23 protein-coding genes are annotated in these 25,180 nt (G+C 42.3%); 17 read left to right on the top strand and 6 right to left on the bottom strand.

Translation table 11 applies throughout. The features are described from left to right. The first annotated feature begins 249 nt into the window (after nucleotides 1–249). Nucleotides 250–930: a 7-cyano-7-deazaguanine/7-aminomethyl-7-deazaguanine transporter gene (locus IEY48_RS06725; RefSeq protein ID WP_188918540.1), complete on the top strand. Its 681-nt coding sequence runs from the start codon at nucleotides 250–252 to the stop codon at nucleotides 928–930. Nucleotides 931–1,406: 476 nt separating this feature from the next. Here the strand turns inward: IEY48_RS06725 and IEY48_RS06720 are convergent, their stop codons facing one another. Together IEY48_RS06720 and IEY48_RS06715 are read right to left on the bottom strand one after the other, a co-directional pair. Then, the gene (locus IEY48_RS06720; RefSeq protein ID WP_188918634.1) at nucleotides 1,407–3,494 is read right to left on the bottom strand and encodes a sensor histidine kinase; all 2,088 of its coding nucleotides are present in this window, start codon (nucleotides 3,492–3,494) and stop codon (nucleotides 1,407–1,409) included. Nucleotides 3,495–3,547: 53 nt separating this feature from the next. Further along, on the bottom strand, nucleotides 3,548–4,939 hold the full coding sequence (locus IEY48_RS06715; protein ID WP_188918539.1) for a sigma-54-dependent transcriptional regulator: 1,392 nt from the start codon (nucleotides 4,937–4,939) through the stop codon (nucleotides 3,548–3,550). Between the two features lie 320 nt (nucleotides 4,940–5,259). Here IEY48_RS06715 and IEY48_RS06710 point away from each other — a divergent pair, with 320 nt between their 5' ends. From IEY48_RS06710 to mutM, 7 genes are all read left to right on the top strand, one after another. Next, nucleotides 5,260–6,057: an ABC transporter substrate-binding protein gene (locus tag IEY48_RS06710; RefSeq protein ID WP_373293709.1), complete on the top strand. Its 798-nt coding sequence runs from the start codon at nucleotides 5,260–5,262 to the stop codon at nucleotides 6,055–6,057. Next, nucleotides 6,054–6,761 (top strand): ABC transporter permease, encoded by a 708-nt coding sequence (locus IEY48_RS06705; protein WP_188918536.1) that lies wholly within the window; start codon nucleotides 6,054–6,056, stop codon nucleotides 6,759–6,761. The genes IEY48_RS06710 and IEY48_RS06705 overlap by 4 nt, the downstream gene beginning before the upstream one ends. Nucleotides 6,762–6,765: 4 nt before the next feature. Continuing rightward, a complete protein-coding gene (locus IEY48_RS06700; RefSeq protein ID WP_373293708.1) occupies nucleotides 6,766–7,515 on the top strand; it encodes an energy-coupling factor ABC transporter ATP-binding protein in 750 nt (249 codons plus the stop codon). Then, entirely contained in the window at nucleotides 7,499–8,089 is a 591-nt protein-coding gene (mobA, locus tag IEY48_RS06695; protein ID WP_188918533.1) for a molybdenum cofactor guanylyltransferase MobA, read from the top strand. The genes IEY48_RS06700 and mobA overlap by 17 nt, the downstream gene beginning before the upstream one ends. A gap of 18 nt (nucleotides 8,090–8,107) precedes the next feature. Next, nucleotides 8,108–9,922, top strand: a complete 1,815-nt coding sequence (locus tag IEY48_RS06690) for a bifunctional molybdopterin-guanine dinucleotide biosynthesis adaptor protein MobB/molybdopterin molybdotransferase MoeA (protein WP_188918632.1) — start codon at nucleotides 8,108–8,110, stop codon at nucleotides 9,920–9,922. A gap of 236 nt (nucleotides 9,923–10,158) precedes the next feature. After that, on the top strand, nucleotides 10,159–10,617 hold the full coding sequence (locus IEY48_RS06685) for a hypothetical protein (protein ID WP_188918531.1): 459 nt from the start codon (nucleotides 10,159–10,161) through the stop codon (nucleotides 10,615–10,617). A 9-nt stretch (nucleotides 10,618–10,626) separates the two neighbouring features. Beyond that, nucleotides 10,627–11,442: a bifunctional DNA-formamidopyrimidine glycosylase/DNA-(apurinic or apyrimidinic site) lyase gene (mutM, locus tag IEY48_RS06680; protein ID WP_188918529.1), complete on the top strand. Its 816-nt coding sequence runs from the start codon at nucleotides 10,627–10,629 to the stop codon at nucleotides 11,440–11,442. Between the two features lie 51 nt (nucleotides 11,443–11,493). On the opposite strand, the gene coaD is transcribed toward mutM, so the two are convergent. Beyond that, nucleotides 11,494–11,997 (bottom strand): pantetheine-phosphate adenylyltransferase, encoded by a 504-nt coding sequence (gene coaD / locus IEY48_RS06675; protein WP_188918527.1) that lies wholly within the window; start codon nucleotides 11,995–11,997, stop codon nucleotides 11,494–11,496. 244 nt (nucleotides 11,998–12,241) lie between these two features. On the opposite strand from coaD, the gene IEY48_RS06670 reads away from it, so the two are divergent. The 4 genes from IEY48_RS06670 to IEY48_RS06655 all read left to right on the top strand — a co-directional run bounded on the left by IEY48_RS06670 (nucleotide 12,242) and on the right by IEY48_RS06655 (nucleotide 16,295). Further along, nucleotides 12,242–12,526: a hypothetical protein gene (locus IEY48_RS06670; protein ID WP_188918526.1), complete on the top strand. Its 285-nt coding sequence runs from the start codon at nucleotides 12,242–12,244 to the stop codon at nucleotides 12,524–12,526. A 90-nt stretch (nucleotides 12,527–12,616) separates the two neighbouring features. Then, complete coding sequence (locus IEY48_RS06665; protein ID WP_188918524.1) at nucleotides 12,617–13,330, top strand: YjbF family lipoprotein; 714 nt, start codon at nucleotides 12,617–12,619, stop codon at nucleotides 13,328–13,330. After that, complete coding sequence (locus IEY48_RS06660; RefSeq protein ID WP_188918522.1) at nucleotides 13,327–14,103, top strand: capsule biosynthesis GfcC family protein; 777 nt, start codon at nucleotides 13,327–13,329, stop codon at nucleotides 14,101–14,103. Before IEY48_RS06665 ends, IEY48_RS06660 begins: the two co-directional genes overlap by 4 nt. A gap of 2 nt (nucleotides 14,104–14,105) precedes the next feature. After that, nucleotides 14,106–16,295 (top strand): YjbH domain-containing protein, encoded by a 2,190-nt coding sequence (locus IEY48_RS06655; RefSeq protein ID WP_188918520.1) that lies wholly within the window; start codon nucleotides 14,106–14,108, stop codon nucleotides 16,293–16,295. A gap of 89 nt (nucleotides 16,296–16,384) precedes the next feature. On the opposite strand, the gene IEY48_RS06650 is transcribed toward IEY48_RS06655, so the two are convergent. Next, nucleotides 16,385–17,458, bottom strand: coding sequence for a CDP-glycerol glycerophosphotransferase family protein (locus IEY48_RS06650; RefSeq protein WP_188918518.1), 1,074 nt, complete (start codon nucleotides 17,456–17,458; stop codon nucleotides 16,385–16,387). 226 nt (nucleotides 17,459–17,684) lie between these two features. On the opposite strand from IEY48_RS06650, the gene IEY48_RS20400 reads away from it, so the two are divergent. Then, nucleotides 17,685–18,542: an adenylyltransferase/cytidyltransferase family protein gene (locus tag IEY48_RS20400; RefSeq protein WP_229786344.1), complete on the top strand. Its 858-nt coding sequence runs from the start codon at nucleotides 17,685–17,687 to the stop codon at nucleotides 18,540–18,542. 103 nt (nucleotides 18,543–18,645) lie between these two features. Here the strand turns inward: IEY48_RS20400 and IEY48_RS06640 are convergent, their stop codons facing one another. After that, nucleotides 18,646–19,680, bottom strand: coding sequence for a glycosyltransferase family 9 protein (locus IEY48_RS06640; RefSeq protein WP_188918516.1), 1,035 nt, complete (start codon nucleotides 19,678–19,680; stop codon nucleotides 18,646–18,648). A 109-nt stretch (nucleotides 19,681–19,789) separates the two neighbouring features. Between IEY48_RS06640 and IEY48_RS06635 the strand changes: the two genes are divergently transcribed. Continuing rightward, on the top strand, nucleotides 19,790–20,509 hold the full coding sequence (locus IEY48_RS06635) for a 3-deoxy-D-manno-octulosonic acid kinase (RefSeq protein ID WP_188918514.1): 720 nt from the start codon (nucleotides 19,790–19,792) through the stop codon (nucleotides 20,507–20,509). 5 nt (nucleotides 20,510–20,514) lie between these two features. On the opposite strand, the gene waaA is transcribed toward IEY48_RS06635, so the two are convergent. Next, entirely contained in the window at nucleotides 20,515–21,777 is a 1,263-nt protein-coding gene (gene waaA, locus IEY48_RS06630; RefSeq protein WP_188918628.1) for a lipid IV(A) 3-deoxy-D-manno-octulosonic acid transferase, read from the bottom strand. Between the two features lie 130 nt (nucleotides 21,778–21,907). Here waaA and IEY48_RS06625 point away from each other — a divergent pair, with 130 nt between their 5' ends. The 3 genes from IEY48_RS06625 (at nucleotide 21,908) to tdh (ending at nucleotide 25,162) form a co-directional block, all read left to right on the top strand. Then, nucleotides 21,908–22,564, top strand: a complete 657-nt coding sequence (locus tag IEY48_RS06625) for a TetR/AcrR family transcriptional regulator (RefSeq protein ID WP_188918512.1) — start codon at nucleotides 21,908–21,910, stop codon at nucleotides 22,562–22,564. Nucleotides 22,565–22,901: 337 nt separating this feature from the next. Continuing rightward, entirely contained in the window at nucleotides 22,902–24,095 is a 1,194-nt protein-coding gene (locus IEY48_RS06620; RefSeq protein WP_188918510.1) for a glycine C-acetyltransferase, read from the top strand. 41 nt (nucleotides 24,096–24,136) lie between these two features. Beyond that, complete coding sequence (gene tdh, locus IEY48_RS06615; RefSeq protein ID WP_188918508.1) at nucleotides 24,137–25,162, top strand: L-threonine 3-dehydrogenase; 1,026 nt, start codon at nucleotides 24,137–24,139, stop codon at nucleotides 25,160–25,162. Nucleotides 25,163–25,180 lie beyond the last annotated feature (18 nt).

Raw genomic sequence — 25,180 nt, 5'->3', positions numbered from 1 at the left:
TCTTTCGCTTGGGTATAACCCATGCTATTATCCCGCCCCCATGTTTGCAGCAACCTTTGTATTGGCATAACGCCAGGTAAAAATCGCGAAAATAGGCAAACATAACCATAATGATAATATTCTCTGTATCAGTCATTTATTGGCGCTGTTGTTGGTAATCCAATGACCAAGAAGGTGCTTTAAAGACTGTTAATCAAATTAATAGCGGGTTCCCTCACCCCGCGCTAACCCAATTAAAAAGGCCACAATATGTTGCAGTTATCCCAGGCGAAATATCGCCGAGCACTGATGCTATTAGTCAGCTTTCATATCTTAATTATTTGCGCAAGTAATTACCTTGTTCAACTACCTTTCCAGTTATTTAGCTACCACACCACTTGGGGTGCATTTAGCTTTCCGTTTGTGTATTTAGCCACCGATTTAACCGTGAGAATTTTTGGTCAGCAAGCGGCTCGAAGTATTATTCTCAAGGCGATGATCCCAGCGTTATTGGTGTCGTATTTGGTGGGGGTATTGTTTCATCAAGGCCAACTACAAGACTTTGCAGCTTTAGCTCAGTGGAATAGCTTTGTATTTCGCATTGCCTTTGCCAGCTTTGTGGCCTATTTGATTGGTCAGCTTATGGATATTACGGTGTTTGCGAAGTTACGCCGTGCAAAAGCATGGTGGGTTGCTCCTGCTGCCTCAACTTTAATTGGTAATTTGGTTGATACGCTGGTGTTTTTCAGTGTGGCTTTTTATGCCTCAAGCGATACCTTTATGGCAACTCATTGGCCAGAGATCGCCACTGTCGATTACTGCTTTAAGTTGATTGTGAGTTTAGGGCTATTTTTACCCGCTTATGGCGTATTGCTAAAAGTACTTCAGGACACCATTTTATTTGATAGCCCAAAGGGGCAAGACGATATTGTTGTTGAAGTCGGTAAATAATTAACTGAACTCGATTCGCATTGTTTTTACGCATTGCAATCAAAGCGACACAATTAAGCCAGTTGTATCATGCTACTGGCTTAATAATATTTGTTATTTTAGCGCTTATTTAAATTTCGATAAATTCAAACCAATAGTCACCAGTTTAAGTCTCTAGCTGCCGTAATCGTAAACATAGCAGATGGCACAAACCATCAAAAATAAAATAACCTGTTTATTTTCAATTACTTAGATAATACCAGCTGCGATATTCAATCATCATAATGTAAAGATAACTAATTTATCAATGAACACCTTGCAAATACTAATGAGAATGATTATTATTAACTTGCGTTCCAAAACTCGGTTTACTTAATAGAGACTTCATCACCTTTATTGGTCTACAGAGTTCGCAAGCACGACATTGCTCACACACTCTTTGTGGCCGGGTTATTAACCCGGCTTTTTTTTGCCTGTTTTTTACCTAAGTTTTTATATTAAGTTTTATCACCAAACTGCAAACCATCGTATGGTCCAAGTTGCTGATCATCTTTGGCTTTATGATATAAGCCAATAGTAAATACTGTACCTACATCAACCGTTGACTTGACTTCAATGGTGCCACCAAGGCGCTTAATAATACCGTAGCTTAGAGATAAACCTAACCCTGTACCGTCTTTGCGGGTGGTGTAAAAGGGATCGAAAATACGGCCTAAATCTTCCTTGCTAATACCGATGCCTTCATCCTCAATCTCAATTTTTACCCCAATACTTTGGCCATCCTCAATCCAATCGTAAGTTCTTACCCAAATACGACCATTGTCTGTAATCGCATGGGCAGCATTAACCATTAAATTAATTAACACCTGTAATAATTGCGGTCGATTAACTTCAACAATGCCGGTAGCTGTTAGCTCTTTTACTAACTCAACTTTTTGCTGCTCAATTGAGTGGCGCGCCAATAGCAGTACTTCCTCGACAATGGGAGTAATGGCTTGTGGCTCAATAGGTGCATTAAACTCACCTGGGCGGCTGTACTGCAATAAACTGCGGATAATCGTGGTGATCCGGCCCACCTGTTGAATAACTAAATCGATTTCTTCTTCAACCGCTTTAGCATCATCACCGAGCTCGTATTTGAGTAATTCCATATTACCCAAAATCACTGCGGTAGGATTATTGATTTCATGCGCGATACCGGCAATTAACTCACCTAGCGCGGTGAGTTTTTCATTAGTCACCAGCTGTTGGCGAGTGGCATGCAATAGCGCGACGTTACGCTCAAGCTCTTCAGTTTTGTCTTGTAAACTACGAGTGCGTTGTTCAACTTTGATTTCTAGCTGTTCTGCTGCGGCTTGAATTTGCGCATTACGTCGTTGTAACTGGTCTAGCATTCGGTCAAATTGTTCGGCTAAATTGGCCAGTTCGTTCTCTTTATTTAGTCCTAGGTTACCAATTCTGACATTGCGTCCCGCTTGTACAGCCGTGACAACCTGGTGAATATACTCTATTGGTTGCAATAAACTGTTGGCACCGCGATACACTAAAAAGCCAGATAAAAACAATACAATCACTAGGATGGTGCCGAGCTCAATAATATTTAATAAGTAATTATGTAAAAAGGGCGCCTCAGAAAACCCAGCGTACACCATGCCGACACGCTTACCGCGAATATCGTACAGGGGCGAATAACCCGATATATACCAATCGTTAAAGACAAACGCACGGTTAATCCAGGTTTCGCCTTCAATTAACACTTGTTGGCCGACTTCATCAGAGACTAATGTACCGATTGCACGGTTATTTTTGTCTTGCTTACTCGGAAACTGCTCCAAAGGCACATTAGTGCTAATGCGAATATTGTCTAAGAATAGGGTGACGGTACCGATAGAGCGCTCAGGCAAGGTCCCTTTGTCGTACACAAGATCACGAATATGGTCGACAATGGCCGTATTACCATTAAAGATAATCCCACCATCTAGATACCAAAATACATTGCCAGACAAATCGGTAACGGGCATTAATGTACGACTCAACAAGCCGCGAGTTTCTGATTTTTGTTCAGGCGTTGTCGCATGTCGAGTTGGCACGAGTTCAACATAGGCCTTGTCAGCAAGCGATGAGCTTATCCGGGCTAATTGCGTTTTAGATAATACCATTAACCCTGAAATAGCCTGCTGCTGAGTTTGGTGCAACATAAGGCGTAAATCAGGATCGGCTGCGGCATCTGCCACACTGATTAAACGTAAAAAATCCAACTCTAGCGTTTTTTGCTTTTGCGCCAATAACAAATTAAGTGCATTAATCGCGGCGCTATTTGGTTTAGGGTCATTCTGATTTAACAATTGAAAAGCATGTTGAAAGTCCCATGAGCCGCTGATGGTACTCAATTGGTGCTGTTGTCGCTGTTGTACTTGAGACAAGGTATTATCGGCTACAACCAAGTCAGCCTTTACCTTCATAAACAACTGCTTGCCTGTATATATCACATTCCAATATATCGTGATAAAAACCAGGCTAACCAGCGTTAATATAATGGGTAATAAGGTCAGAAATAAAATGCGATAACGGATCTTTGACTGCATCTGTTGCCAGCTAATACCAAAGACCCGGGTGATAACGCCTGAGGACTGCGCCACTATTGCGCTTCTCCATCTGTGTCATCATCAAGATTCGCCCACTCTTTGTATTTACGATCTAGGGTTTTTCGCGACACACCTAAGTCACGGGCAGCTGCAGACTTATTACCATTATGGGCATCAACAACTTGGGTAACATGCTGCTTTTCGACTTCTTTTAATGGCCAATCTAAAGGGTAACCCATGGCTTCTGGGATCACGGTGACGACAGGTTTTTTCCAGTATTCAGCTGGGGGTTTACCCAATAAAATACAACGTTCAATCATATTGCGTAGTTCACGAATATTACCTGGCCAGTCGTATTGCTGAAGTACTTGTAAATCTTCATGACTCCAAATGATGTCTTTGATCCCCAGCTCTTGTGACAACTGTAATGTAAAGTAATGGGTCAGTTCGACCACATCTTCAGGGCGAGAGCGTAACGAAGGGATAACAATATTGAGCACGTTTAAACGATAAAATAAATCTCGACGAAAACGCCCTGCCTCAACTTCATCGATCAATAACCGATTGGTTGCTGCAACAACACGCACATCAATTTCGATTTCTTTTTCGCTGCCGACAGGCCTAATGGTGCGTTCTTCAAGCACTCGTAAGAGTGCGGTTTGCATGTTCATTGGCATTTCGCCAATTTCATCTAAAAAGATAGTGCCACCAGAGGCATAACTAAATAGACCTTCACGCATCCCTTTGGCACCGGTAAATGCGCCGGCGGTATGACCAAATAACTCACTGGCCAATAACTCTGGTGCTATGGCGCCACAGTTTACGGGTACAAATGCGCCGTTACGGCCACTGAGTTGATGTAATTGTCTGGCCACCAGCTCTTTACCTGTGCCTGACTCACCTTCAATTAACACCACTGCATTGGTTGGCGCAATGCGTTCGATAACCTGTTTAACATCGCGAATGGCTTCGCTATTGCCAATAATGTTGGACGACTGCCCATGAGCAAGCTCACGGCGTAACATAAAGTTTTCACGCTTTAATGAACGCTTCTCGATGCAACGATCAACTGCTGTCATCATTTGCTCAAGGTGGAATGGCTTCATAATAAAATCTGATGCGCCAGCCCGCAGTGCTTTAATCGCGACATCCATGTCGGCATAGCCCGTCATAAAAATAATGTCTGACTGTCTGTCTGGATCATTTAACGCTTCATGCCATTCAATACCTGAGCGATCGGGTAATCGAATATCAACAACTAATAAATCAAAATGACCCTGACTACGAATCGCTTCAGCTTCTGCTATGGTGGATGCGGTTTCAACTAAAGCAAACTTTTTGGTTAACGCTTTTTTTAAAAAGCTGCGCATGCCTGGTTCATCATCAACGATTAAAACCGACATACTAGTGTGTGCTATAGGATTAATATGTACATCTGAACTCATAAGTAGACTCTACATTAGGACATTTTGACTCGCTTAAGCTCACTTTAACATTGAATTCATCCGACAGGGTCACTATGAACCACAGAAAAGTGATCATGGGACAATTTGTCTAACATAATTTATTTCAGCTTGAGATCGAGTTCACAGTTTCGATTTTAGCCGTGAACTGTATTTGCTTAAAAACCATTTGGCATTTAATTTGCTTATAGCTTTGGTAATTAAGCAAAAAAGCCGCTTAAGGACAGTTTGATTAAATAGATGAATTCTGGTCATTGAAATAACAAGGAATGGAAATGTTAAAACTAAAAGCAAGTGTCAGTATGTTGTTAGCCGCTACAGTATTAAGTGGTGCGATGTTCAGCCCAGTTGTGTTAGCGGGTGAAGTAATTAAACTCGCAACGACAACGAGTACCGAAAACTCAGGCTTATTAGGTGCAATTTTACCAAAATTTGAAGCTGAGTCAGGTTACACTGTTCAAGTGATTGCCACTGGTACAGGTAAAGCATTAAAGCTGGCAAGTCAGGGAGATGTTGATGTAGTCATGACTCATGCTCCTGCTGCCGAAGCAAAATTTGTTGCTGACGGTTTTGGTATTGAACCTCGTGGCATTATGGAAAACGATTTTATTGTATTAGGGCCTAAAAATGACCCTGCAGCTGCAAAATCAAGCAAAGATGTCGCTGAAGCTTTTGGCAAAATAGCTCATAAGCCAAGTAAGTTTGTTTCTCGTGGTGATAATTCTGGCACCAACATGAAAGAACTTGCGATTTGGAAAAATGCGGGCGTAACAACTGACTTTAACGGTTATACTTCTGTCGGCCAAGGCATGGGTAAAACCTTATTGATGGCAGATGAGTTACAAGCGTATACATTAACAGACCGTGGAACATATATTGCCTATAAAGCTAAACTAAATCTTAACATTAGCTTTGAAGGTGGCGCAGCGTTAGCCAACCCTTACCAGATTATGTTGATTAACCCAGCAAAATACCCAGATTTAAACCATAAAGGCGCAAAAGCATTAAGCGACTGGTTTATCAGCCCTGCAACACAAACTATGATTAACGAGTTCACCGTGCAAGGAGAGCAATTGTTTAAGGCAACTTATAAGAAATGAGTGAAGGCTGGTTAGCCCTATTGCAGCAAGCATTTAGCTTGCTGCTATCTTTCGACCCTGATGTATGGGCCATTATTAACATTTCATTTTCGGTGTCTTTTGCGGCGCTGCTGATCACTATTATCCCGTCGATTATCTTTGGTTTCATCCTTGCCTTTAGCCATTTTCGTGGCCGATGGATCGTTATAAATTTAGTGCAAACGCTACAATCTATTCCAACGGTTGTGATTGGTTTATTGGTGTATTTGTTGTTAACTCGTAATGGTGCTTTGGGTGATTTAAAATGGTTATTTACCCAAAAAGGCATGATTTTAGGGCAAATGCTCATTTGCGCTCCCGTATTAATAGCCTTATCTCAAGCGGCTTTTTCCAGTGTCGATCGCCGAGCTTGGGAAACCTCCCGAACGTTAGGCGCCTCCTGGTTACGTGCGGTTTGGACATTATGTCGTGAATTACGAGTACCGCTCTTGTTAGCCATTGTTGCTGGTTTTAGCCGAATTTTGACTGAAGTGGGCTGCTCTATGATGGTCGGTGGTAATATTATGGATGTTACTCGTAATATACCCACAGCTATAGCGCTCGAAACCAGCAAGGGCGATTTTGCTCAAGCCATTGCCTTGGGATTAGTGTTACTCATACTCGCCTTAGTGCTAAACTTCATTTTGGGTTCATTGCGAGGCAAAGCCCTCCCAAGGAGTCATTAGGATGATGATTTCAGATACATTACAAGAACAGCAAACCGTGCAAATTAGCGCGCACAATTTGCTGATGAAATTTAACCAAAATACGTTATTCAACGTACCCGAATTGACGTTTAAACAAGGCGATGTCATATACCTGCAAGGTGATAATGGGTCGGGTAAGTCTACCTTAATGAAAATTTTGGCAGGATTAATAACCCCAACCCAGGGGCAAGTTATTAGCCAAGGTTTTGCCCCAAAACCATGGTGGCAACCTGACAACTTATTTGGCAAAGCGGTATATTTGCATCAGCACCCTTATTTATTTGAAGGCACAGTAAAATACAATTTAACGTACGCATTAAGCCAATTGAAAATACCCGTCAGTGAGCGCAATGATCGTATTACTCAAGCTGTCAATATGGCGCAGCTTGGAGATTTACTTAACCACAATGCAAGCGACTTATCCGGTGGTGAACGACAACGATTGGCGATTGCTAGAGCGTGGATTATTCAGCCAAAGTTGCTCATGTTAGACGAGCCCATTTCAAATATGGATAAACAGTCACAACGTTTAGTGCTTGCGATGATAAATCAATTAAAACAAGACGGCACAGGACTATTACTCAGTAGCCATCAAACCTGTGGCCTTACGGCATTATGCCAACAGCATTGGCATATTAAACAACGTACCATTCATACCAGCATGCATGTTCCTGCAGCAGAAACCGTGCATCAGACTAATACAACGGAATTACACTATGGCACCACAGATTGACGCAGTAATTTTAGCGGGCGGCATGGCTCGGCGCATGGGCGGCAATGACAAAGGCTTAGTGGATCTTAATGGCCAAGCCATGATTTGCCACACTATCGACAAATTAACGAATCAAGTCGATGGCATTATGATTAATGCCAACCGTAATCAAAAGCAGTATGAGCAATGGGGTTATACTGTTTTCAATGATCAAGATAGTGGCTATTTAGGGCCTTTAGCCGGAATGGTAACTGCTTTAAAAAAGACGCAAGCAGAGTACCTGCTTGTTGTACCCTGTGATTGCCCTAGGTTACCAGATGACTTAGCATCAAGGTTATTAGCGGCTTTAGAGCGTGAGCAAGCCGACATTGCTATCGCCAGTGATGGTAAGTATGAGCAACCAGTCGTATTATTACTGAAACCCCATCTTGCACAATCGATGCAAACATTCTTGGATGGCGGCGATCGCAAGGTGTTTTTGTGGTATAGCCAACATAAAGTGGCTATTGAGAGTTTTGCAGACCAACCTAATGCCTTTGTTAACGTCAATACGCCAGAACAAAAACAGCTACTCGCCCAGCAAATTGCCAAGTAATTTATTAAGAGGTTCATGATGACTGTAGTTTTTAGTAATCCATTACCTATTCCCGTTCTAGGGTTTTGTGCATACAGTGGTACGGGTAAAACCACGCTATTAAAACAACTTATTCCAGCACTTAACCAACGCGGTATTCGCTTAGCGGTTATTAAACATGCGCATCATAATTTTGATGTTGATATCCCAGGTAAAGACAGTTTCGAAATGCGTAAAGCAGGCGCAAAACAAGTGCTTGTTGCGTCTCATGTACGCTGGGCGTTAATGACGGAAGATCCCGTTGAGGATGACCCAAAACTACAACACCTACTTCGCCAAATTGAAGCTGATAAAGTCGATATAGTGCTAGTTGAAGGCTTTAAAAAACTGGCATTACCCAAAATTGAACTACACCGCGCAGCGCACAACAAGCCGTTGATCCATGTTCATGATGACAATATCGTCGCGATTGCCTGCTGCGAAGACACGCAAGTGCCAGACTCATTAACACGATTAGATTTAAATAACGTGGCACAAATCGCTGATTTTGTAGAGCATTACAAAAACAGCTGGCAAGCACCAAAGGCGCAATTACCGATTTGTTTTAACGATGCTGACATTCCAAAACCTACAGGTTCAGAGCAAGGCATTAGCGTCTCGCAGGGCATTAGCACAGTGCTTAGCCAAGTATTGCCAACACGCGAAACCGAACTCGTCGACTTAATTGATATTGATAATCGCGTGCTGGCACACGATATCATTTCAGAAATTAACGTACCGCAACAAACCAACTCAGCAATGGATGGGTATGCTTTTGCGTTTGATAACCTATCAAAAGCACCACTTAAAGTAGTTGCCGAAGTATTGGCTGGTCATCATTACCCTAATGTTTTACAGTCAGGTGAAGCGGTACGCATTATGACTGGCGCTACCGTGCCTCAAGGTGCTGACACCATCCAACCGCGTGAGCTGACTCAAGAGCAAGATAACCAATTAACCTTGCTTGAAGCAGAGCATATCACCAAAGGCCAACATGTACGCCTTGCAGGTGAAGACATTGCCCAAGGTGAAGTAGCATTAGCGGCAGGTAGCCGACTAGGTGCTGCAGAGCTTGGTTTAATGGCATCGCTTGGTTTTAATCGACTGCCTATTTTTAAGCGTCCTGTGGTCGCAGTATTTTCAACAGGTGATGAAGTTAGCCAACCAGGAGATGAGTTAAAACCTAACTGCATTTACGATGCTAACCGCTACACTATTTTGTCGATGGCGAAAAAACTAGGGTGTCAGGTAATTGATCTCGGTATTATCGACGATAATGAACAAACACTGACGAGCACATTAAGCGATGCCGCAACAAAAGCGGATATTGTTATCAGCTCAGGCGGTGTCTCTGTAGGTAATGCAGATTACATCAAAATGGCACTGGCCAACGTGGGTAGTACCCATTTCTGGCGTATCAATATGCGTCCAGGCCGCCCTTTAGCCGTGGGTAAAATTGACCAGAGTCTGTTTTTTGGTTTACCCGGCAATCCTGTTGCTGTGATGGTGTCATTTATGCAATTTGTGCAACCGGCTATTCGTAAATTGGCAGGCGAAACCCAATGGCAACCACAATTTATACCTGCGATTGCGGCTCAACCGCTACGAAGCAAAACCGGCAGAACTGAATTTTTGCGCGGCGTATATAGCATTGCTGATAACGGCCAAATTCAGGTTAAAACCACCGGAGCACAAGGCTCGGGGATGCTGAATTCAATGGTCAATGCCAATTGTCTTATTGTTATTGCTGACGATACCGCATCGATTCCTGCTGGCGAAAGTGTGTTTATTCAACCTTTTGCTGATTTGCTTTAAGCCTTCAAGCCTTCAAGCCTCGACAACCATTGCAATGCGCAGTGATTGTCGAGTAACGTTATACTTTACCGCTTTCAACCACTCTTATTTACCGCTAATCTAAATCCCCACTACAACCGTATAATCGTACTCATTCCCCGGCAACCCGATGCAGTCTTACTGGGCTAGATTCGTTTTTTATTACCTGAGTGATACACTAAAAGCATGCTGCTTCATCAAATAAAAAGGACTCTGTTATGGCGCTTTCTCGAAAAAATTGGAACTACATTATTATCGGTGCCAGTGTTTTTATGATTAGTGTGTTGTCGTTTATTGATGACAAAACCGCAAATGTCCCCGATGATGTCGTCGCTTTATTTGACCCTCAACTTCCCTTGGTGCAATTACATCTCGATGACATCTGGCTGAGTAAAAAAGAAGATAAGTGGTGGTGTCACGAGCAAGTTCTTAACTGCCAACAATGGGCTCAGGCTTGGCAAAATATTAGTGTGTCGCCATTAAACGTTGAGCCTGAACACGGGTCAAACGAACAAATTGTCACTATCGCAATTAGTAATATACACACAGCACAGCAATGGCGTTATTTCCCCGACGATGGCCTATTGCAATCATCAAATCAAAATTGGTATCAAGTGCCACCAAGCTTACGCGCTGATTTACAGCCTGTTCTCAGTGTGTCATCTCAATCAAAATAACGAGTATTTATGCCTGAATTACCAGAAGTTGAAGTCACCCGACAAGGGATCAGCCCTTACCTTATTGAACAAACGGTATGTGAGCTCATTGTGCGTAACGGATCGCTACGCTGGCCTGTTCCTGATGTAGCACAAAACATTGCTGGCCAACGCATTAACAATGTACGCCGCCGAGCCAAATATTTACTCATCGACACCGATGCGGGTATGGCTATTGTTCACTTAGGGATGTCAGGAAGTTTACGCATTTTACCGCGCAATACGCCGGTAGAAAAACATGACCATATAGACTTAGTCCTAGAAAACGGCCGGATGCTACGCTTTAATGACCCAAGGCGTTTTGGCGCCTGGCTATGGTATGAGTTACCCGAAGACGCCCACCCATTATTGTCAAAGTTGGGCCCAGAACCATTAAGCCCAGCGTTTACCCCGCAACAGCTACAGGCCGCTCTCGCGGGGAAGAAAAAAGCCATCAAATTATGCCTAATGGATAACCACATAGTGGTCGGTGTCGGTAATATTTACGCCAACGAAGCCTTATTCGCCGCAGGTATTCACCCACAAGCAGAGGCAGGAAAAATTGATATCGAACGATTAACCGTGTTAGTCAGTGAGGTAAAACAGATTTTAGCCCACGCCATCAAACAAGGTGGTACCACCCTAAAAGACTTTACCAATGCCGACGGAAAACCAGGTTATTTTGCCCAAAAGCTACATGTTTACGGCCGAGGCAACGATACCTGCACCCAATGCGGCAATATATTAAGTGAAATAAAACTAGGACAACGCACCACGGTATTTTGTGGTTTATGCCAGCAAAGATAGGAATGAAAGCCATATTGCAATTTACTTTTGAGCAATATGGCTTATTGAAGATCAATCTTTATGAGATGCTTTACCCTCTTCAACTTTGAATTTAAGAGCGGCGGCAATTTCGGGGTGAACAAATTGACTGACATCGCCCCCATGAAGCGCGACCTCTTTTACCAAGGTTGAGGATATAAATGAGTTTTCTTCTGACGGGGTTAAAAATACACTCTCGAGATCTGGGCTTAAACGGCGATTCATATTGGCTAACTGAAATTCGTATTCAAAATCAGATACCGCCCGCAACCCACGCACTAGCACACTAGCATGTTGCTCTTTAGCAAAATCGACCAGCAAACCGGTAAAACCAACCACTTCAACATTATCTAAATGTGCAGTCACTAGATTAACTTGGGCAACGCGCTCTTCAAGACTAAACCTTGGCTGCTTTGACGGATTAGAAGCAATACCAATAATGACATGCTTGAATAACCGCGCCGCGCGTTCGATTAAATCAGTATGCCCATTAGTCACAGGGTCAAAAGTGCCGGGGTAAATTGCTCTTCTATGCATAATACAAAGCCATAAACGTGAGATTAAATTAAAGAGATTTTAACAGCTCATTGCCGTACAGCCCAATTGTAATTGATATTTAATTAAACAGCTTTTGTAAAAAAATTTAAATTCGTGTAAATTAGCAATTCGATCTCGCTGAATATTTATTAAGCATTAGTATCGAATTATATATGGAAGTGAGTCGATTATATGCTAATCTTCCATTAGGTGTGTTTGGACAATTTATGGGAAGACTTTGAATATGAAAAAATCAGTAATCGCGTTAACAACGGTTTTATTAATGATCGGTTCAGCTCATGCAGCTGATGGTACTGAAGCAGGTTCTGGTACTGGCGGTGCTGCTGGTAGTGCTGGTGCAGCTGCAGGTGGATTAGGTGCTGCTACTGTAGGTGGTTTAGTTGTTGCTGGTGCTGTAGTAGTTGGCGTTACCGCTGCTGCTGCAAACGACAGTAACTCTGATGATGGTACAGGTACTGGCACAACTACAACTAGCACTGGAACTGGTACAACTACAGTTACTAACTAATTTGTAATTTTTTTAAAAAAAGCACATTTTTTAATGTGCTTTTTTATTATGTTTTTATTGCAATGCCAAAGCTTAAGGAATTGAGCTCATATGTTTTCCACTTACCAAAAGCTACTCATCTTAATTTTATTTTGTACTTTGACAGGTTGTAGTAATACTTTTGTACAGATTGGTGGCATGTTCAAGGAAAGCGTCATTGGTTTACCTGATGATGATATAACTTCTGTTGATATTGAAAAGAGCCCCTACGCCAGTATCCACGTTAAAATCAACAATGCTCACAGATCTTACGTTCTATTAGCTTTTGCCGAAGCACCTCAAACATTACCAGCAACAAACGTGAGTCCCCAAAATATGGAACTAAAATGGGTATCATCGGATTTTGGTATGCTAGTGACTCGCAATGGTCGCTTATTGAAAACACTAAACTTATTCGACGGCAATCTTCTAGGAATAAACAGTAAGCAACCTGATCCACTTACATTAGGTCTGCACTTAAATAGCACGCCACTGCATTGGCAAAGTACCATCGATTGGCAACCTGGCTATCATATTAACTATGAACAGCGGTCAACATTTAGCTTCGTCGCTGATGAAACGGTAATCATTAATGACAAACCATTAAACCTTAAAAAATTTAATGAGCATATTATTGTTCCGAGTCTCGACCTTGAATACGACAATCAATTTTGGGTTGATGCAACAAATGGCGCTGTCATGAAAAGCTATCAGAAGATAGCCCCTAACCTGCCTTACATCGAAATTACTCTTTTGAAGCCTTATGGATTTAAGGACGTTAAATGAAGCCGTTAATTCAAGTATGCCTATTTTTATTAATGTTGTGCTCGCAATATGGTCATGCCACGACATCAATTACGGTCACCCAAACAGTTCACGATAAATCATCAATGACATTGCAATATGAACAGGCACCACGCTTAGCTCAAGTCATGCAAGACAGTCTGATAAACAGTAACAGTATTGCAATGACTGCTCAGCCAGAAGCAATCTATTGGCTAGGGGCAGCACTATACGATTACAACAGCGAAGGTGTATTTCAGCAAAAACAACGCAATGTATTAAATGCACTTAAAACCCAATATACCGACATGGATAAGCCAGACCATATTCAATCTTTACAATCTTTGTCAGCCTGGGTTAAAAATCAACAGTTTCTAAAACGTGAATTCATTCCGTTAGATTTTGATTCTATTCGATTAAAAGCAGAGTTAAATCCTTTATTAAACGGCTCATATTTACTCACTCTCCCCACAAAACCACAAGATGTCACCATATTAGGTGCGGTTACTCAAAATGGTTCACAGCCATTTGAACTGAGGCAACACGCGAGTGAATATCTAAATAACGCAATGCCATTAGGTGATTCAAATAACAGTTTCGCTTGGTTGATTCAGCCCGATGGGACATTGCACAAATATCCCATTGCCTACTGGAATAAACAGCATATTGATATTGCACCTGGTGCAATTGTCTATCTTGAGTTTCAAGGGGTTAGAGAAAACGAACAAGCATTAAACCAACAGATACTCGAATTATTAAGACATTGGATACGTTAGCCATGAATCAAGCAAAACAAACTGCCTTTTCTGTTTTTGCCATTTCATTCATGGTAAGCGGAATTGCTATCAGCGCTGCAGCGCACAGCGATGAACTATCAACGCCAAAGCTGACACCTTCACAATATGATTTTGGTGGTGTGGGTCTCATTCAAATGCCGACGGGCCGAATGGCGCCTGAAGGTGAATATAATGTCAGTGCAACCTTCAATGAAGATTATTACCACGCTGCAATGTCATTGCAATTATTCCCATGGCTAGAAACCACCATACGCTACACTCAAGTCCCTGACGTACTCTACAGTAATGATCCCAGCTTCAGTGGTGATACCTATTACACAGATAAAGGTATCGACGTTAAATTACGCTTATTGGAAGAAAGCTATTGGATCCCAGAAACCTCTATCGGTGTAAGAGATATTGGCGGAACAGGCTTATTTGATAGCGAATATATCGCCATGACCAAAGGTTTTGGCCCATTTGATGCCACGGTTGGATTTGCATGGGGTTACATAGGTAATCGCGGTAATTTTAGTGACTCAGACAAAGCAACATCAGTAGATTGTAATCGTAACACTGGTTATAAAGGTACGGGTGGCGATGTTGATTTTGAGCGTTGGTTTAAAGGCTGTGGCGCCGTTTTTGCTGGTATTGAATACCAAACCCCCTGGGCACCATTACGCTTAAAAGCGGAGTATGATGGTAATGACTATCAATCTGACTTTGCCGCACTGCGCACTGGTAATGAGTTAACACAAAGCAGTCCTTTTAATTTCGGTTTATTGTATCGAGTTAGTAATTGGGGCGACTTGAGATTAAGTTACGAGCGTGGCAATACCGTCACACTAGGGTTTAGCTTATCGACAAACTTTAATAAATTAAAATCAGATTGGCGCGAATCACCAAAGCAAACCATTGAAGAGAAGCCAGACCTTGCTGATCGCAAAGTTGATTTACCTGAACTCAATAAGCAATTAGCCTTTGATGCGGGCTATAAAGGGGCCAAGATTTACATCAAAAATGATGAAGTTACTGTCGTTGCTACCCAAACTAAATATCGCGACCGAAAGCATGCTCATGATCGCGCAGGGCGGATTTTAGCCAATCAATTCCCGCAAGCGAGTACCTTCAAGATTATTGAAGAAGTGGGCCATCTACCGACCACCGAAACTCATATTGATGCTAAGCAATTCAAAAGTGCATTACAACATGAATATATTGGCGCTAATATTGAAGATAGCACCACCATTGTAGAACCTGTAATGCCTACCGAAATAGCTGATTGGGAAACGCCAAATAAGTGGAGTTATGGTTTTGCGCCCAAATTAGCTCAGTCTTTTGGTGGCTCTGAAAACTTCTATCTGTTTAATTTTGGTATCAATGGCTCAGCAAGCCGTTGGCTTACCGACAATATTGAAATCAGCAGCTCTATTTATATCAATTTATTCGATAACTATGATGAATTTAAATACGAAACGCCGCCCGATGGTACGGACCTTAAGCGTGTTAGAACCTTAGTGAGACAATATGTATCAGACACACCTGTACGAGTGGATAACTTGCAACTAACTTGGCTAGATAAGTTAAGTGAGAATATTTATGCTCAGGCCTATGCCGGTTATCTCGAAATGATGTTTGGCGGTGTGGGGGCTGAGGTACTTTATCGCCCATTAGACAGCGAGTGGGCTTTTGGTATTGACGCAAACTATGTCAAACAGCGCGATCCTGACAACATACTCGGTTTTTTCGAAAATGAAATTAACTATGATGCCGACTCGGGACGTTACTATCGTGCTCAAACCGGCGCATTTACCGGTCATGCAAGTGTCTATTATCAACCAAACTGGTTTGAAGATGTATTACTTAAAGTCAGTTATGGCCAGTATTTAGCCGAAGACCGCGGTTTTACCGTGGACTTTTCTAAACAGTTTGACAGCGGCGTTATAGTGGGTGCCTTTGCATCTAAAACCGATTTATCTGCAGAAGAATTTGGTGAGGGTAGTTTTACCAAAGGGTTTTATATTTCAATTCCTTTCGATGCAATCTTACCCACGCCAGTATCAAACCGTGGCAGCCTAGCATGGCAACCATTAACACGAGATGGCGGCCAGAAACTCGGCCGCAAGTTTGAGCTCTATGATGGTACGGATGCCCGAGCGCCTTGGTTGAACAAACCTAGCACCGTGAAATAACCAACATTTACACTCACAATAAAAAAAGGCAGAACTTTTACGTTCTGCCTTTTTTTATCTTTTGTTAATCACCCGATGACCTGCAACACTTAAGCCTTATCGTATGCCTCAATATAATCCACGATTCTCACCGATGCTAAGCCATCAGTTGGCCCTATGTGCTCCTGAGTATATCGCTGTCTATTGGCTTGATAAGCCTGTGGGTTCGCTAACTGTTCAGGAATCGCTTTGATTAGCGATTTATACTTCTCTACATGTAGCCCTATATCACTATACAACACATTATCTTTACCAAAACGCTGCTCAAAACGATACTTGAAGATACCTCGATAAGACCATTTCAATTTGAAAAAGTTACACACAATCACAGGTCTATCTACGGCAGCAAATTCAAACAATGTACTCGACGCTTCGCTTAATAAAATATCGGCATGCTGAATAAAAGGGAGCAAAGAAATGTCGTTTTCATTGGCAACATAAACGTTTGGATAGGTTGACCACTTAGCTAATTTAGCCCGTTGATTTGCATACTGCTTCCTCACTTGAGTTAATGAGTGAGGCTTAATTAAGATATTATATTCTTTAAAATCATTGGGCCAATCATCAGGGAAGCACTCTAAAGAGCTTGGATTAAACGTCGGCGCGTATAAAATGGTTTTTTTGCTGGTATCTAAGCCTAAAGCGGTTAAATCTAAGCCCAAATCTTGATGTTTAAATAATGGGTCAAGCTTACAAAAACCCACTTCTACAAAATTATCATTTGGATAATACTGTTTGATTTTTGCTAAACGCAGCGAGCCTTCAATAAATCTCACTGTCATTGGCGTAATAGATTTATGGTAATACGAAGGCTTAGGGCCGACACCATGGCCTAATTGAGCCGTTTTAGAGTATTGATGTACTGAATCTAAATGTGGAAATTGATTACCAAAAAATATCCAATCCGGTTTTATCGTTAAATAGACTTGTTCAGCTTCTTGAGTATCAGTGACCCAAAGACACTCGACCCCGACATCATCAAATGTTTTAGCCAGAGCTTCTTGGTCATTTTTACTGCTATAACACACTAATTTTACTGTGTGTCCCCGAAGCGTTAACTCTTGAATAACTGGCATGTACTGCGGAATGTAGTACACATTTAATGTATCGAAAACGATAAACATAATACTCTCTTAATCTTTGATAGATCGGAAAATAGCTGCAGCTGTACAGCCAAAAATTGATTATAACAACAAATTGTTATCTCTGTTAAAGTCACTGATGACGCCATCTTTAAATAGTCATAAACGATAAAATCCTACGAAAACGCTTAGATCCCCATGCTGAGATAGACTCATAGATTCTGATAACTTAAGATATAAGCAAATTTTTGAACAATAAAGCCCTATCATGCCACAATCTACTTTACGAAAATTTGATTACCCACAAAGCTTAATTAAGTCATATCAGCACTGGTATTTGTTACTCAGACCTGATCAACCCACTCTTGGTTCAATGGTGTTAGTGTGTAAAGAAAATGTCCATCAATACTCAGGCATTTCAAGCGAAGCGGCGAATGAACAAAAACAAATTATTTCCGATGTAGAGAATGTGCTAAATCACAGGTTTGACTGCCACAAAGTCAACTACCTTATGTTGATGATGGTTGATCCTGCTGTGCATTTCCATATTATCCCGCGATACGAATTTGCTACTGAATTTTGCGGTAAAGAATTTAGCGACAATCAATGGCCTAAAGCACCAAGCTTAGTTGATGAGTTACAGCTCGACGCTATCTTTAAAGCCGAACTATTAAAAACCCTAAAAAGTGACTTTGCTGCATTAGAACCTTCAAATAAACCCGCATCAAACAAAATGTATCGCCGCATGTATACCTCAGGTTGTTTTGATATATTCCATCAGGGGCATTTAAATATTCTAAAAAGCACCAAGGCATTATGCGACTACCTGATTGTAGGTGTGTCGACAGATGAACTCATTGAGCAATCAAAAGGCCGTCCACCTATCATTCCATTTGAAGAGCGTATTTCGATTTTAGAAGCGAATCGATACGTTGACGAAGTGATCCCTCAAATTGACAAAGACAAACAAAAAGTTGTGGATGAGTATCAAATTGATGCGATCTCGGTAGGGTCTGACTGGAAAGGGAAATACCCAAAAGTGAGTTGTGAGATGGTCTACTTTGACTATACCCCAAATGTAAGTTCAACCGTGTTAAAACAAAAGCTTAATATTACGCCTAAGTAAGCTGAAAAATAAATTAACCTAAGACAAAAAAGACATTACTCGTTTGCAACTCATGAGTCGTAAACGAGTAATATCTGAGTAGCACAAGTTAGTTATCTTTTAGTTACTGCGAATCCATTAACTTTTTCATGCTCCGTATTACAGCCTCTGTTTCTATCATCGCCATTAAATGTTCACCTTTAGCGCGAGTCCCCCATTTAACCTCAGCAGAAAACTGCTTGGCGATAACTTGTGGGTAAACACTCACAGTGTATTGGCGAGAGTGATAAGGCCCAGTGCGACCAGGGTTAGAATGAGCATATAAACCAATTACAGGTGTTCCTTGAGTGACCGCCATGTGTAATGGGCCGGTATCAGGAGCTAGCACCAAGCTTGCTTGTTTTAACACAGCTAATAATTGGGTTAAGGTTGTTTTACCCACTTGATTGTCGAAAGCGTGCTGACTATGAGATTGAATAACATCAGCTAAATTTTTCTCAAGCGCGGTAGGTCCACCACATAACATCACCTTATAGCCTTGCGATATTGCGTAGTCGGCTACAGCAGCATAACGCTCAGGTAACCAGTTTCGCTCCGCTTTACTGGCAGCAGCGCAAATCACTAACACCTTATCATCACCTATAAGCTGAGTAGCAAAGTCAGTATCGGTTTGTGGCACAGGAATATGCCAACTTGGGGTTAAATCCGTCACACCAATGGCTTTAGCAAAGCCCATAAAGCCATCTAACACATGTGGCTCAGCGATAGGTTCAACAGCATGATTGGTCACCAACCATTGACCTTCTTTGGCTCGCGCTTTATCAAATCCGACTCTAATACGCGCCTTAATCATCAATGACGCTATTGTCGCTCGCAATGCCACTTGCATATGCAACAGCACATCAAAATGTTGGTCTGTTAAATCACTACGTAGCTGAGCATAACTGCGCCAGCCTTTAGATTTATCAAAAATAACAAACTTAATGCCGGGTAAATGCTTAAGTAATTGATACTCAACCTTACCAATAACCCACGTAATAGCTAAGTCTGGATATTGCTTTTGGATAGCTTGAACCATTGCCACTGCGTGACACACATCGCCAATGGCTGACAAACGCAGTAAACATAATGAACGTATCGAACTAAAGTCAGCTTTCATTGAATATCCAATATGCGTCAGTGAAAAAGATGGAAGGAATGCAAGTGAGTGATCTTAAGGTATAATGTTATTTCGATCCACAATCAAGCCCGTGCTATTTGATAATTAGATGCAAATAAAAACTACCCAACAAGGCCATATCGCCTGGTGTGAACCCAGTGCAGCTACTCTAACGCCGCAAGATTTCTCTGTGGATGTTTGGCAAGCCAAAGCCGCAGTTGTAGGCCAGTCTAAAGGGCGCTACACCACCTGGTTTGTTAAAGCGGACACAGCGCAAACCTGGGTGCTACGCCATTATTGGCGCGGTGGTCTCATCGGAAAATTTAATCGCGACAGTTATTTATACACAGGCCTTAAACACACCCGTGCAATGGCAGAGTTAGCCATTCTTGAAACGCTGCACCAAGAAGGCTTTGCGGTACCTAGGCCCATCGCAGCCCATGTTGCACGTTCAGGTTTATGCTACAACGCCGACATTATTATTGAGCATGTTGCTGGCGCAAAAGATTTAGTCGCCTATTTAAGCCAACAACCTATGAATGAGCAACAATGGTATGCACTTGGCCAAACGATTGCTAAATTTCACCTACGTGGCGTGTATCATGCCGACCTTAATGCCAAAAATATTTTATTAGCCCACGAGCGTTTTTATTTAATCGACTTTGACCGCGGAGAGATACGTCAACCAGATAAAGGTTGGCAACAAGCCAATCTAGACCGGTTATTACGTTCGTTTAATAAAGAACAAACAAAACTGCCAAGCCTTGCGTTTTCACAGCAATGTTGGCAGCAGTTGATTGAGGGTTATCGAAGCGTAAACGCAATATAAGTAGATTACGCCATCAACGAATCAATAAACGAAAATTGCTTCGTTAACGCACCACGGTTTTGACTTACCACAGCTAATGCGGCATCTGATGCTTGTTGATACTCAGCAGGGTTACACCACTTAGCTGCTAATAACGCAGCAAGCTCCTCAGCACCGGCAACACACTGCAATCCACCAGCATTGGCAAGTAACTCGGTAATTTCAGCAAAATTCCAATGATTAGGGCCAACGTATACAGGTAAGCCCATTGCTGCGGGTTCGAGCGGATTATGCCCACCCCCCTCAATTAATGTGCCCCCCACAAAAGCCTGATCGGCTGCGCCATAGAGCATTAATAATTCCCCCATGGTATCGCCGAGTAACACTTGGGTATCAATACTGACGTCATCATTCATGCTCCGACGGGCCAACTTAAAACCGGCTTGAGTAATGGTAATGGCCGCTAAATTAAATTGTTCTGGATGACGAGGTGCCATAATCAATAATGCATTAGGAAAGCTCACTAACAGCTGCTTATGCGCCGCTAATATCGCAGCAAACTCGCCAGGATGAACACTGCCAGCAACCCAAATGGGAGTGTCGCTTCGCTGCCATTGACTGCGCATTTGCAATGCCTGCTGTTTTTTATTGGGGTCAATAGTGAGATCAAATTTAAGGCTGCCACAGACTTTAATTTTTTGTGGTTCAACACCTAAGGCAATAAAGCGTTCAGCTTCGGCTTGAGTTTGCACTAATACCAACGAGAGTAGTTTTAGCATCGGCGTTGATAAACGGCGTTTTTTAGCATATTTGTCAGCTGACTTTTGCGACAAGCGAGCATTGGCTAACACCATTGTTGCCCCCTGCTGTTTGGCAAAATGCAGCAAGTTAGGCCACAACTCAGTTTCCATAATAATAAAATGTTTGGGCTGTGTTTGGCGTAAAAAACGTTTAACCGCATAGGCAAAGTCAAAAGGCAGATAACAATGCTGCACCTTATCACCCAATGCTTTTATGACTTCAGCGGAGCCGGTTGGGCTGGTCGTGGTGACGGTAAATGTATATTGCGGATTCTGCGCCATAAGTTGTTTTATCAGTGGCACGGCCGCCAGGGTTTCACCCATCGATACACTGTGGATCAATACATCGGTACGCTGTAGTTTCGCAAAACCAAAACGTTCAGACCAACGACGACGGTAATCAGGACTCTTAATCGCTCTAAAAACCAAATACATTACGACCAGAGGCAGTAAAAGATACAAAAATAAAGAATATAGGGCACGGTTCATGTTAAGAAGAGTCATCGATTTTTGCTTGTCAGATAAGCACAATGTTAACATAATCATATTGAGTCGGCTTAATGAAATGTTATTGCTGTATAAGCCAAAATCCTAAGCTAGAAATGAATATGGAAATCATATGAAAACGCGCGACAAGATCGTTTTTGCCAGTTTAGAACTGTTTAATGAACATGGTGAACGGAGTATTACTACCAACCATATCGCCGCTCACTTAGGCATTAGCCCGGGAAACTTGTACTATCATTTTCGTAATAAAGAAGACATTATCAATTCGATTTTTGCCCAATACGAAAATCACTTAGAGTCAGGCTTTAAGCCTTATGACGATGTACCCATTACCATCGAATTATTAATGGGTTACTTCGATGCCATGTTTTATACCTTATGGCAGTTCCGCTTTATGTATGCCAACTTAGCCGATATTTTAAGCCGTGACGAAGCACTTAAAAAACGCTACTTACATGCCCAACAGCAAGTGCTTACACGCTCAAGCGATATTTTACGAAAATTAAAAAAAGACGGCTTTCTCGACGTTGACGATAATAAAATTACCGCCCTTGCTGACACCATAAAAATGATGGTCAGCTTTTGGATTAGTTATCAGTTAACCCAATCAAGCACATCAAGCATCACTAAAGCCACCTTATATGATGGTTTATTACGGGTACTGATGATTTTCCAGGCTTACGAAACACCGGCATCTTCGGCAACGTTCAGCCGTTTAGAGCAACATTATCTCGATATCGCCAGCCAAGAGCGGCATCAAGCCGCGTAATCAAAAGCTGACGCGATAATGACATACTTAAAGGTATACCGCTGTCTTTCAATCCGCAGATATTCGACTACAATTGTGCTCAGGTATTTGCGGATTTCTATGTGTCAAAATCCACAAATCAACATCCATTGAACGTACATATTTTATATTAGTTTTTTTAATGTGAATAACGACTACCCCTAATCTAATTCATGTTGGTCTGACGACTAAAAAAAACGCTGTGGAGCGGCAAAAATAAAGGTTAGAATGCCAGCAACTCCAAAACACCCTATCAATTACAGCGGTGTTTTACTGCGTGATTTGGATAAGCATAATAACCATATTTAGGAGAACACAGGTGGCATCTACCTCTTTCTACGACCGTATTAATCAACAAATAGCTGACGTTAAAGCAGATGGTTTATATAAAAGTGAACGCGTTATTGCTTCAGCCCAACAGACAGCCATTGAAGTTAATCACGAAAAAGTCATTAACTTCTGCGCCAACAACTATTTAGGTCTAGCCAATCACCCAGAACTTATTCAGGCAGCCAAAGCAGGCTTAGACAGCCACGGTTTTGGTATGGCATCTGTGCGTTTTATTTGCGGCACTCAAGACACTCACAAGCAATTAGAAGCGAGCTTGAGTGAGTTTTTAGGCATGGAAGACACCATTCTTTATTCTTCATGTTTTGACGCTAACGCCGGTTTATTCGAAACCTTATTAGATGCCGATGACGCGATTGTGTCTGACGCGTTAAACCACGCCTCAATCATTGACGGTGTACGTTTATGTAAAGCCAAACGTTTCCGTTATGCCAACAACGACATGGCTGATCTTGAAACACAATTAATTGCTGCTCAAGCAGCCGGTGCACGCAATATTTTAATTGCCACCGACGGTGTATTCTCAATGGACGGCGTGATCGCTAACCTCAAAGGTGTGTGCGACCTTGCCGATAAGTACGGCGCATTGGTGATGGTAGATGACTCACATGCCGTTGGCTTTATTGGTCAAAACGGCCGAGGCACCCATGAATACTGCGACGTAATGGACCGTGTAGACATTATTACCGGTACATTAGGTAAAGCATTAGGTGGTGCGTCAGGTGGATTTACCGCGGCCAAAAAAGAAGTGGTTGAATGGCTACGCCAACGCTCGCGCCCTTACCTGTTTTCAAACTCATTAGCGCCATCAATCGTTAGCGCCTCAATTCGCGTACTCGAAATGCTTAAAACAGGCCAAGATTTACGAGAAGCAGTATGGGAAAACAGCCGTTATTTCCGTGAGCAAATGTCAGCAGCAGGCTTTACATTGGGCGGCGCCGACCATGCGATTATTCCGGTTATGATTGGCGATGCGAAGTTAGCCAGTGACTTTTCAAACAAGTTGCTTGCTGAACATATCTACGTCATTGGCTTCTCGTTTCCTGTGGTACCTAAAGGCCAAGCACGTATTCGCACCCAAATGTCTGCCGCACACACTCGCGAGCAACTCGATCATGCTATCGACGCCTTTACCCGCATTGGTAAAGAAATGGGTATTATCTAACTCGCTCATATCATTAAGCTCGGGAATACTAGGTTACTAAGATGAAAGCATTAAGCAAATTAAAGCCTGAAGAAGGCATCTGGATGGTTGATGCACCAAAACCAGAAATGGGTCATAACGATCTATTGATCAAAATTAGAAAAACCGCCATTTGTGGCACCGACGTGCATATCTACAACTGGGACGAATGGTCACAAAAAACCATTCCTGTTCCTATGATTGCAGGTCATGAATACGTGGGCGAAGTGGTCGATATGGGCCAAGAAGTGCGCGGCTTTGCCATTGGCGACCGCGTCTCTGGCGAAGGCCATATTACTTGTGGTTATTGTCGCAACTGCCGTGGTGGTCGTACTCATTTGTGTCGTAATACCTCTGGCGTAGGCGTAAACCGTGATGGTGCCTTTGCAGAATACCTTGTATTGCCAGCCTTTAATGCGTTCAAAATTCCGGCAGATATCTCTGATGACTTAGCCGCCATTTTTGATCCATTTGGTAATGCGGTGCATACTGCATTGTCATTCGATTTAGTCGGCGAAGATGTATTAATTACCGGTGCAGGCCCTATTGGTATTATGGCTGCCGCTGTGTGTAAGCATGTGGGCGCACGTCATGTTGTGATAACTGACGTTAACGAATATCGCCTAGACCTAGCCCGCAAAATGGGTGCGACTCGCGCGGTTAACGTGGCCAAAGAAAGCTTAAAAGATGTGATGAAAGATCTCGGCATGACCGAAGGGTTCGATGTCGGCTTAGAAATGTCTGGCGTACCATCAGCATTTCACGCCATGTTAGACACCATGAACCATGGCGGCAAAATTGCCATGCTGGGTATTCCTGGTGGCGAAATGGCCATTGATTGGAGCAAAATCATTTTTAAAGGCTTAATCATCAAAGGCATTTACGGCCGTGAGATGTTTGAAACCTGGTATAAAATGGCCAGCTTAATCCAATCAGGCTTAGACTTAACCCCAATCATTACACATCATTTTAATGTGGATGATTTCCAGCAAGGCTTCGATGCTATGCGCTCAGGCCAATCTGGCAAAGTGATTTTAAGCTGGGATTAATCCCCAAGATTATTATCA

This window comes from Shewanella saliphila (assembly GCF_014648295.1).
Classification (GTDB): domain Bacteria; phylum Pseudomonadota; class Gammaproteobacteria; order Enterobacterales; family Shewanellaceae; genus Shewanella; species Shewanella saliphila.
The sequence above is the reverse complement of the archived record's forward strand: the minus strand, read 5'-3'. Positions and strand labels throughout refer to the sequence as shown.

Coding starts and splice junctions, on each gene's coding strand:
- IEY48_RS06690 (WP_188918632.1), top strand. CDS start 8,108: ATGACTGTAGTTTTTAGTAATCCATTACCTATTCCCGTTCTAGGGTTT.
- coaD (WP_188918527.1), bottom strand. CDS start 11,997: ATGCATAGAAGAGCAATTTACCCCGGCACTTTTGACCCTGTGACTAAT.
- IEY48_RS06685 (WP_188918531.1), top strand. CDS start 10,159: ATGGCGCTTTCTCGAAAAAATTGGAACTACATTATTATCGGTGCCAGT.
- IEY48_RS06640 (WP_188918516.1), bottom strand. CDS start 19,680: ATGAAAGCTGACTTTAGTTCGATACGTTCATTATGTTTACTGCGTTTG.
- IEY48_RS06710 (WP_373293709.1), top strand. CDS start 5,260: ATGTTGTTAGCCGCTACAGTATTAAGTGGTGCGATGTTCAGCCCAGTT.
- IEY48_RS06700 (WP_373293708.1), top strand. CDS start 6,766: ATGATTTCAGATACATTACAAGAACAGCAAACCGTGCAAATTAGCGCG.
- mutM (WP_188918529.1), top strand. CDS start 10,627: ATGCCTGAATTACCAGAAGTTGAAGTCACCCGACAAGGGATCAGCCCT.
- IEY48_RS06625 (WP_188918512.1), top strand. CDS start 21,908: ATGAAAACGCGCGACAAGATCGTTTTTGCCAGTTTAGAACTGTTTAAT.
- waaA (WP_188918628.1), bottom strand. CDS start 21,777: ATGAACCGTGCCCTATATTCTTTATTTTTGTATCTTTTACTGCCTCTG.
- IEY48_RS20400 (WP_229786344.1), top strand. CDS start 17,685: ATGCCACAATCTACTTTACGAAAATTTGATTACCCACAAAGCTTAATT.
- IEY48_RS06705 (WP_188918536.1), top strand. CDS start 6,054: ATGAGTGAAGGCTGGTTAGCCCTATTGCAGCAAGCATTTAGCTTGCTG.
- tdh (WP_188918508.1), top strand. CDS start 24,137: ATGAAAGCATTAAGCAAATTAAAGCCTGAAGAAGGCATCTGGATGGTT.
- IEY48_RS06665 (WP_188918524.1), top strand. CDS start 12,617: ATGTTTTCCACTTACCAAAAGCTACTCATCTTAATTTTATTTTGTACT.
- IEY48_RS06720 (WP_188918634.1), bottom strand. CDS start 3,494: ATGCAGTCAAAGATCCGTTATCGCATTTTATTTCTGACCTTATTACCC.
- IEY48_RS06650 (WP_188918518.1), bottom strand. CDS start 17,458: ATGTTTATCGTTTTCGATACATTAAATGTGTACTACATTCCGCAGTAC.
- IEY48_RS06725 (WP_188918540.1), top strand. CDS start 250: ATGTTGCAGTTATCCCAGGCGAAATATCGCCGAGCACTGATGCTATTA.
- IEY48_RS06655 (WP_188918520.1), top strand. CDS start 14,106: ATGAATCAAGCAAAACAAACTGCCTTTTCTGTTTTTGCCATTTCATTC.
- mobA (WP_188918533.1), top strand. CDS start 7,499: ATGGCACCACAGATTGACGCAGTAATTTTAGCGGGCGGCATGGCTCGG.
- IEY48_RS06670 (WP_188918526.1), top strand. CDS start 12,242: ATGAAAAAATCAGTAATCGCGTTAACAACGGTTTTATTAATGATCGGT.
- IEY48_RS06635 (WP_188918514.1), top strand. CDS start 19,790: ATGCAAATAAAAACTACCCAACAAGGCCATATCGCCTGGTGTGAACCC.
- IEY48_RS06660 (WP_188918522.1), top strand. CDS start 13,327: ATGAAGCCGTTAATTCAAGTATGCCTATTTTTATTAATGTTGTGCTCG.
- IEY48_RS06715 (WP_188918539.1), bottom strand. CDS start 4,939: ATGAGTTCAGATGTACATATTAATCCTATAGCACACACTAGTATGTCG.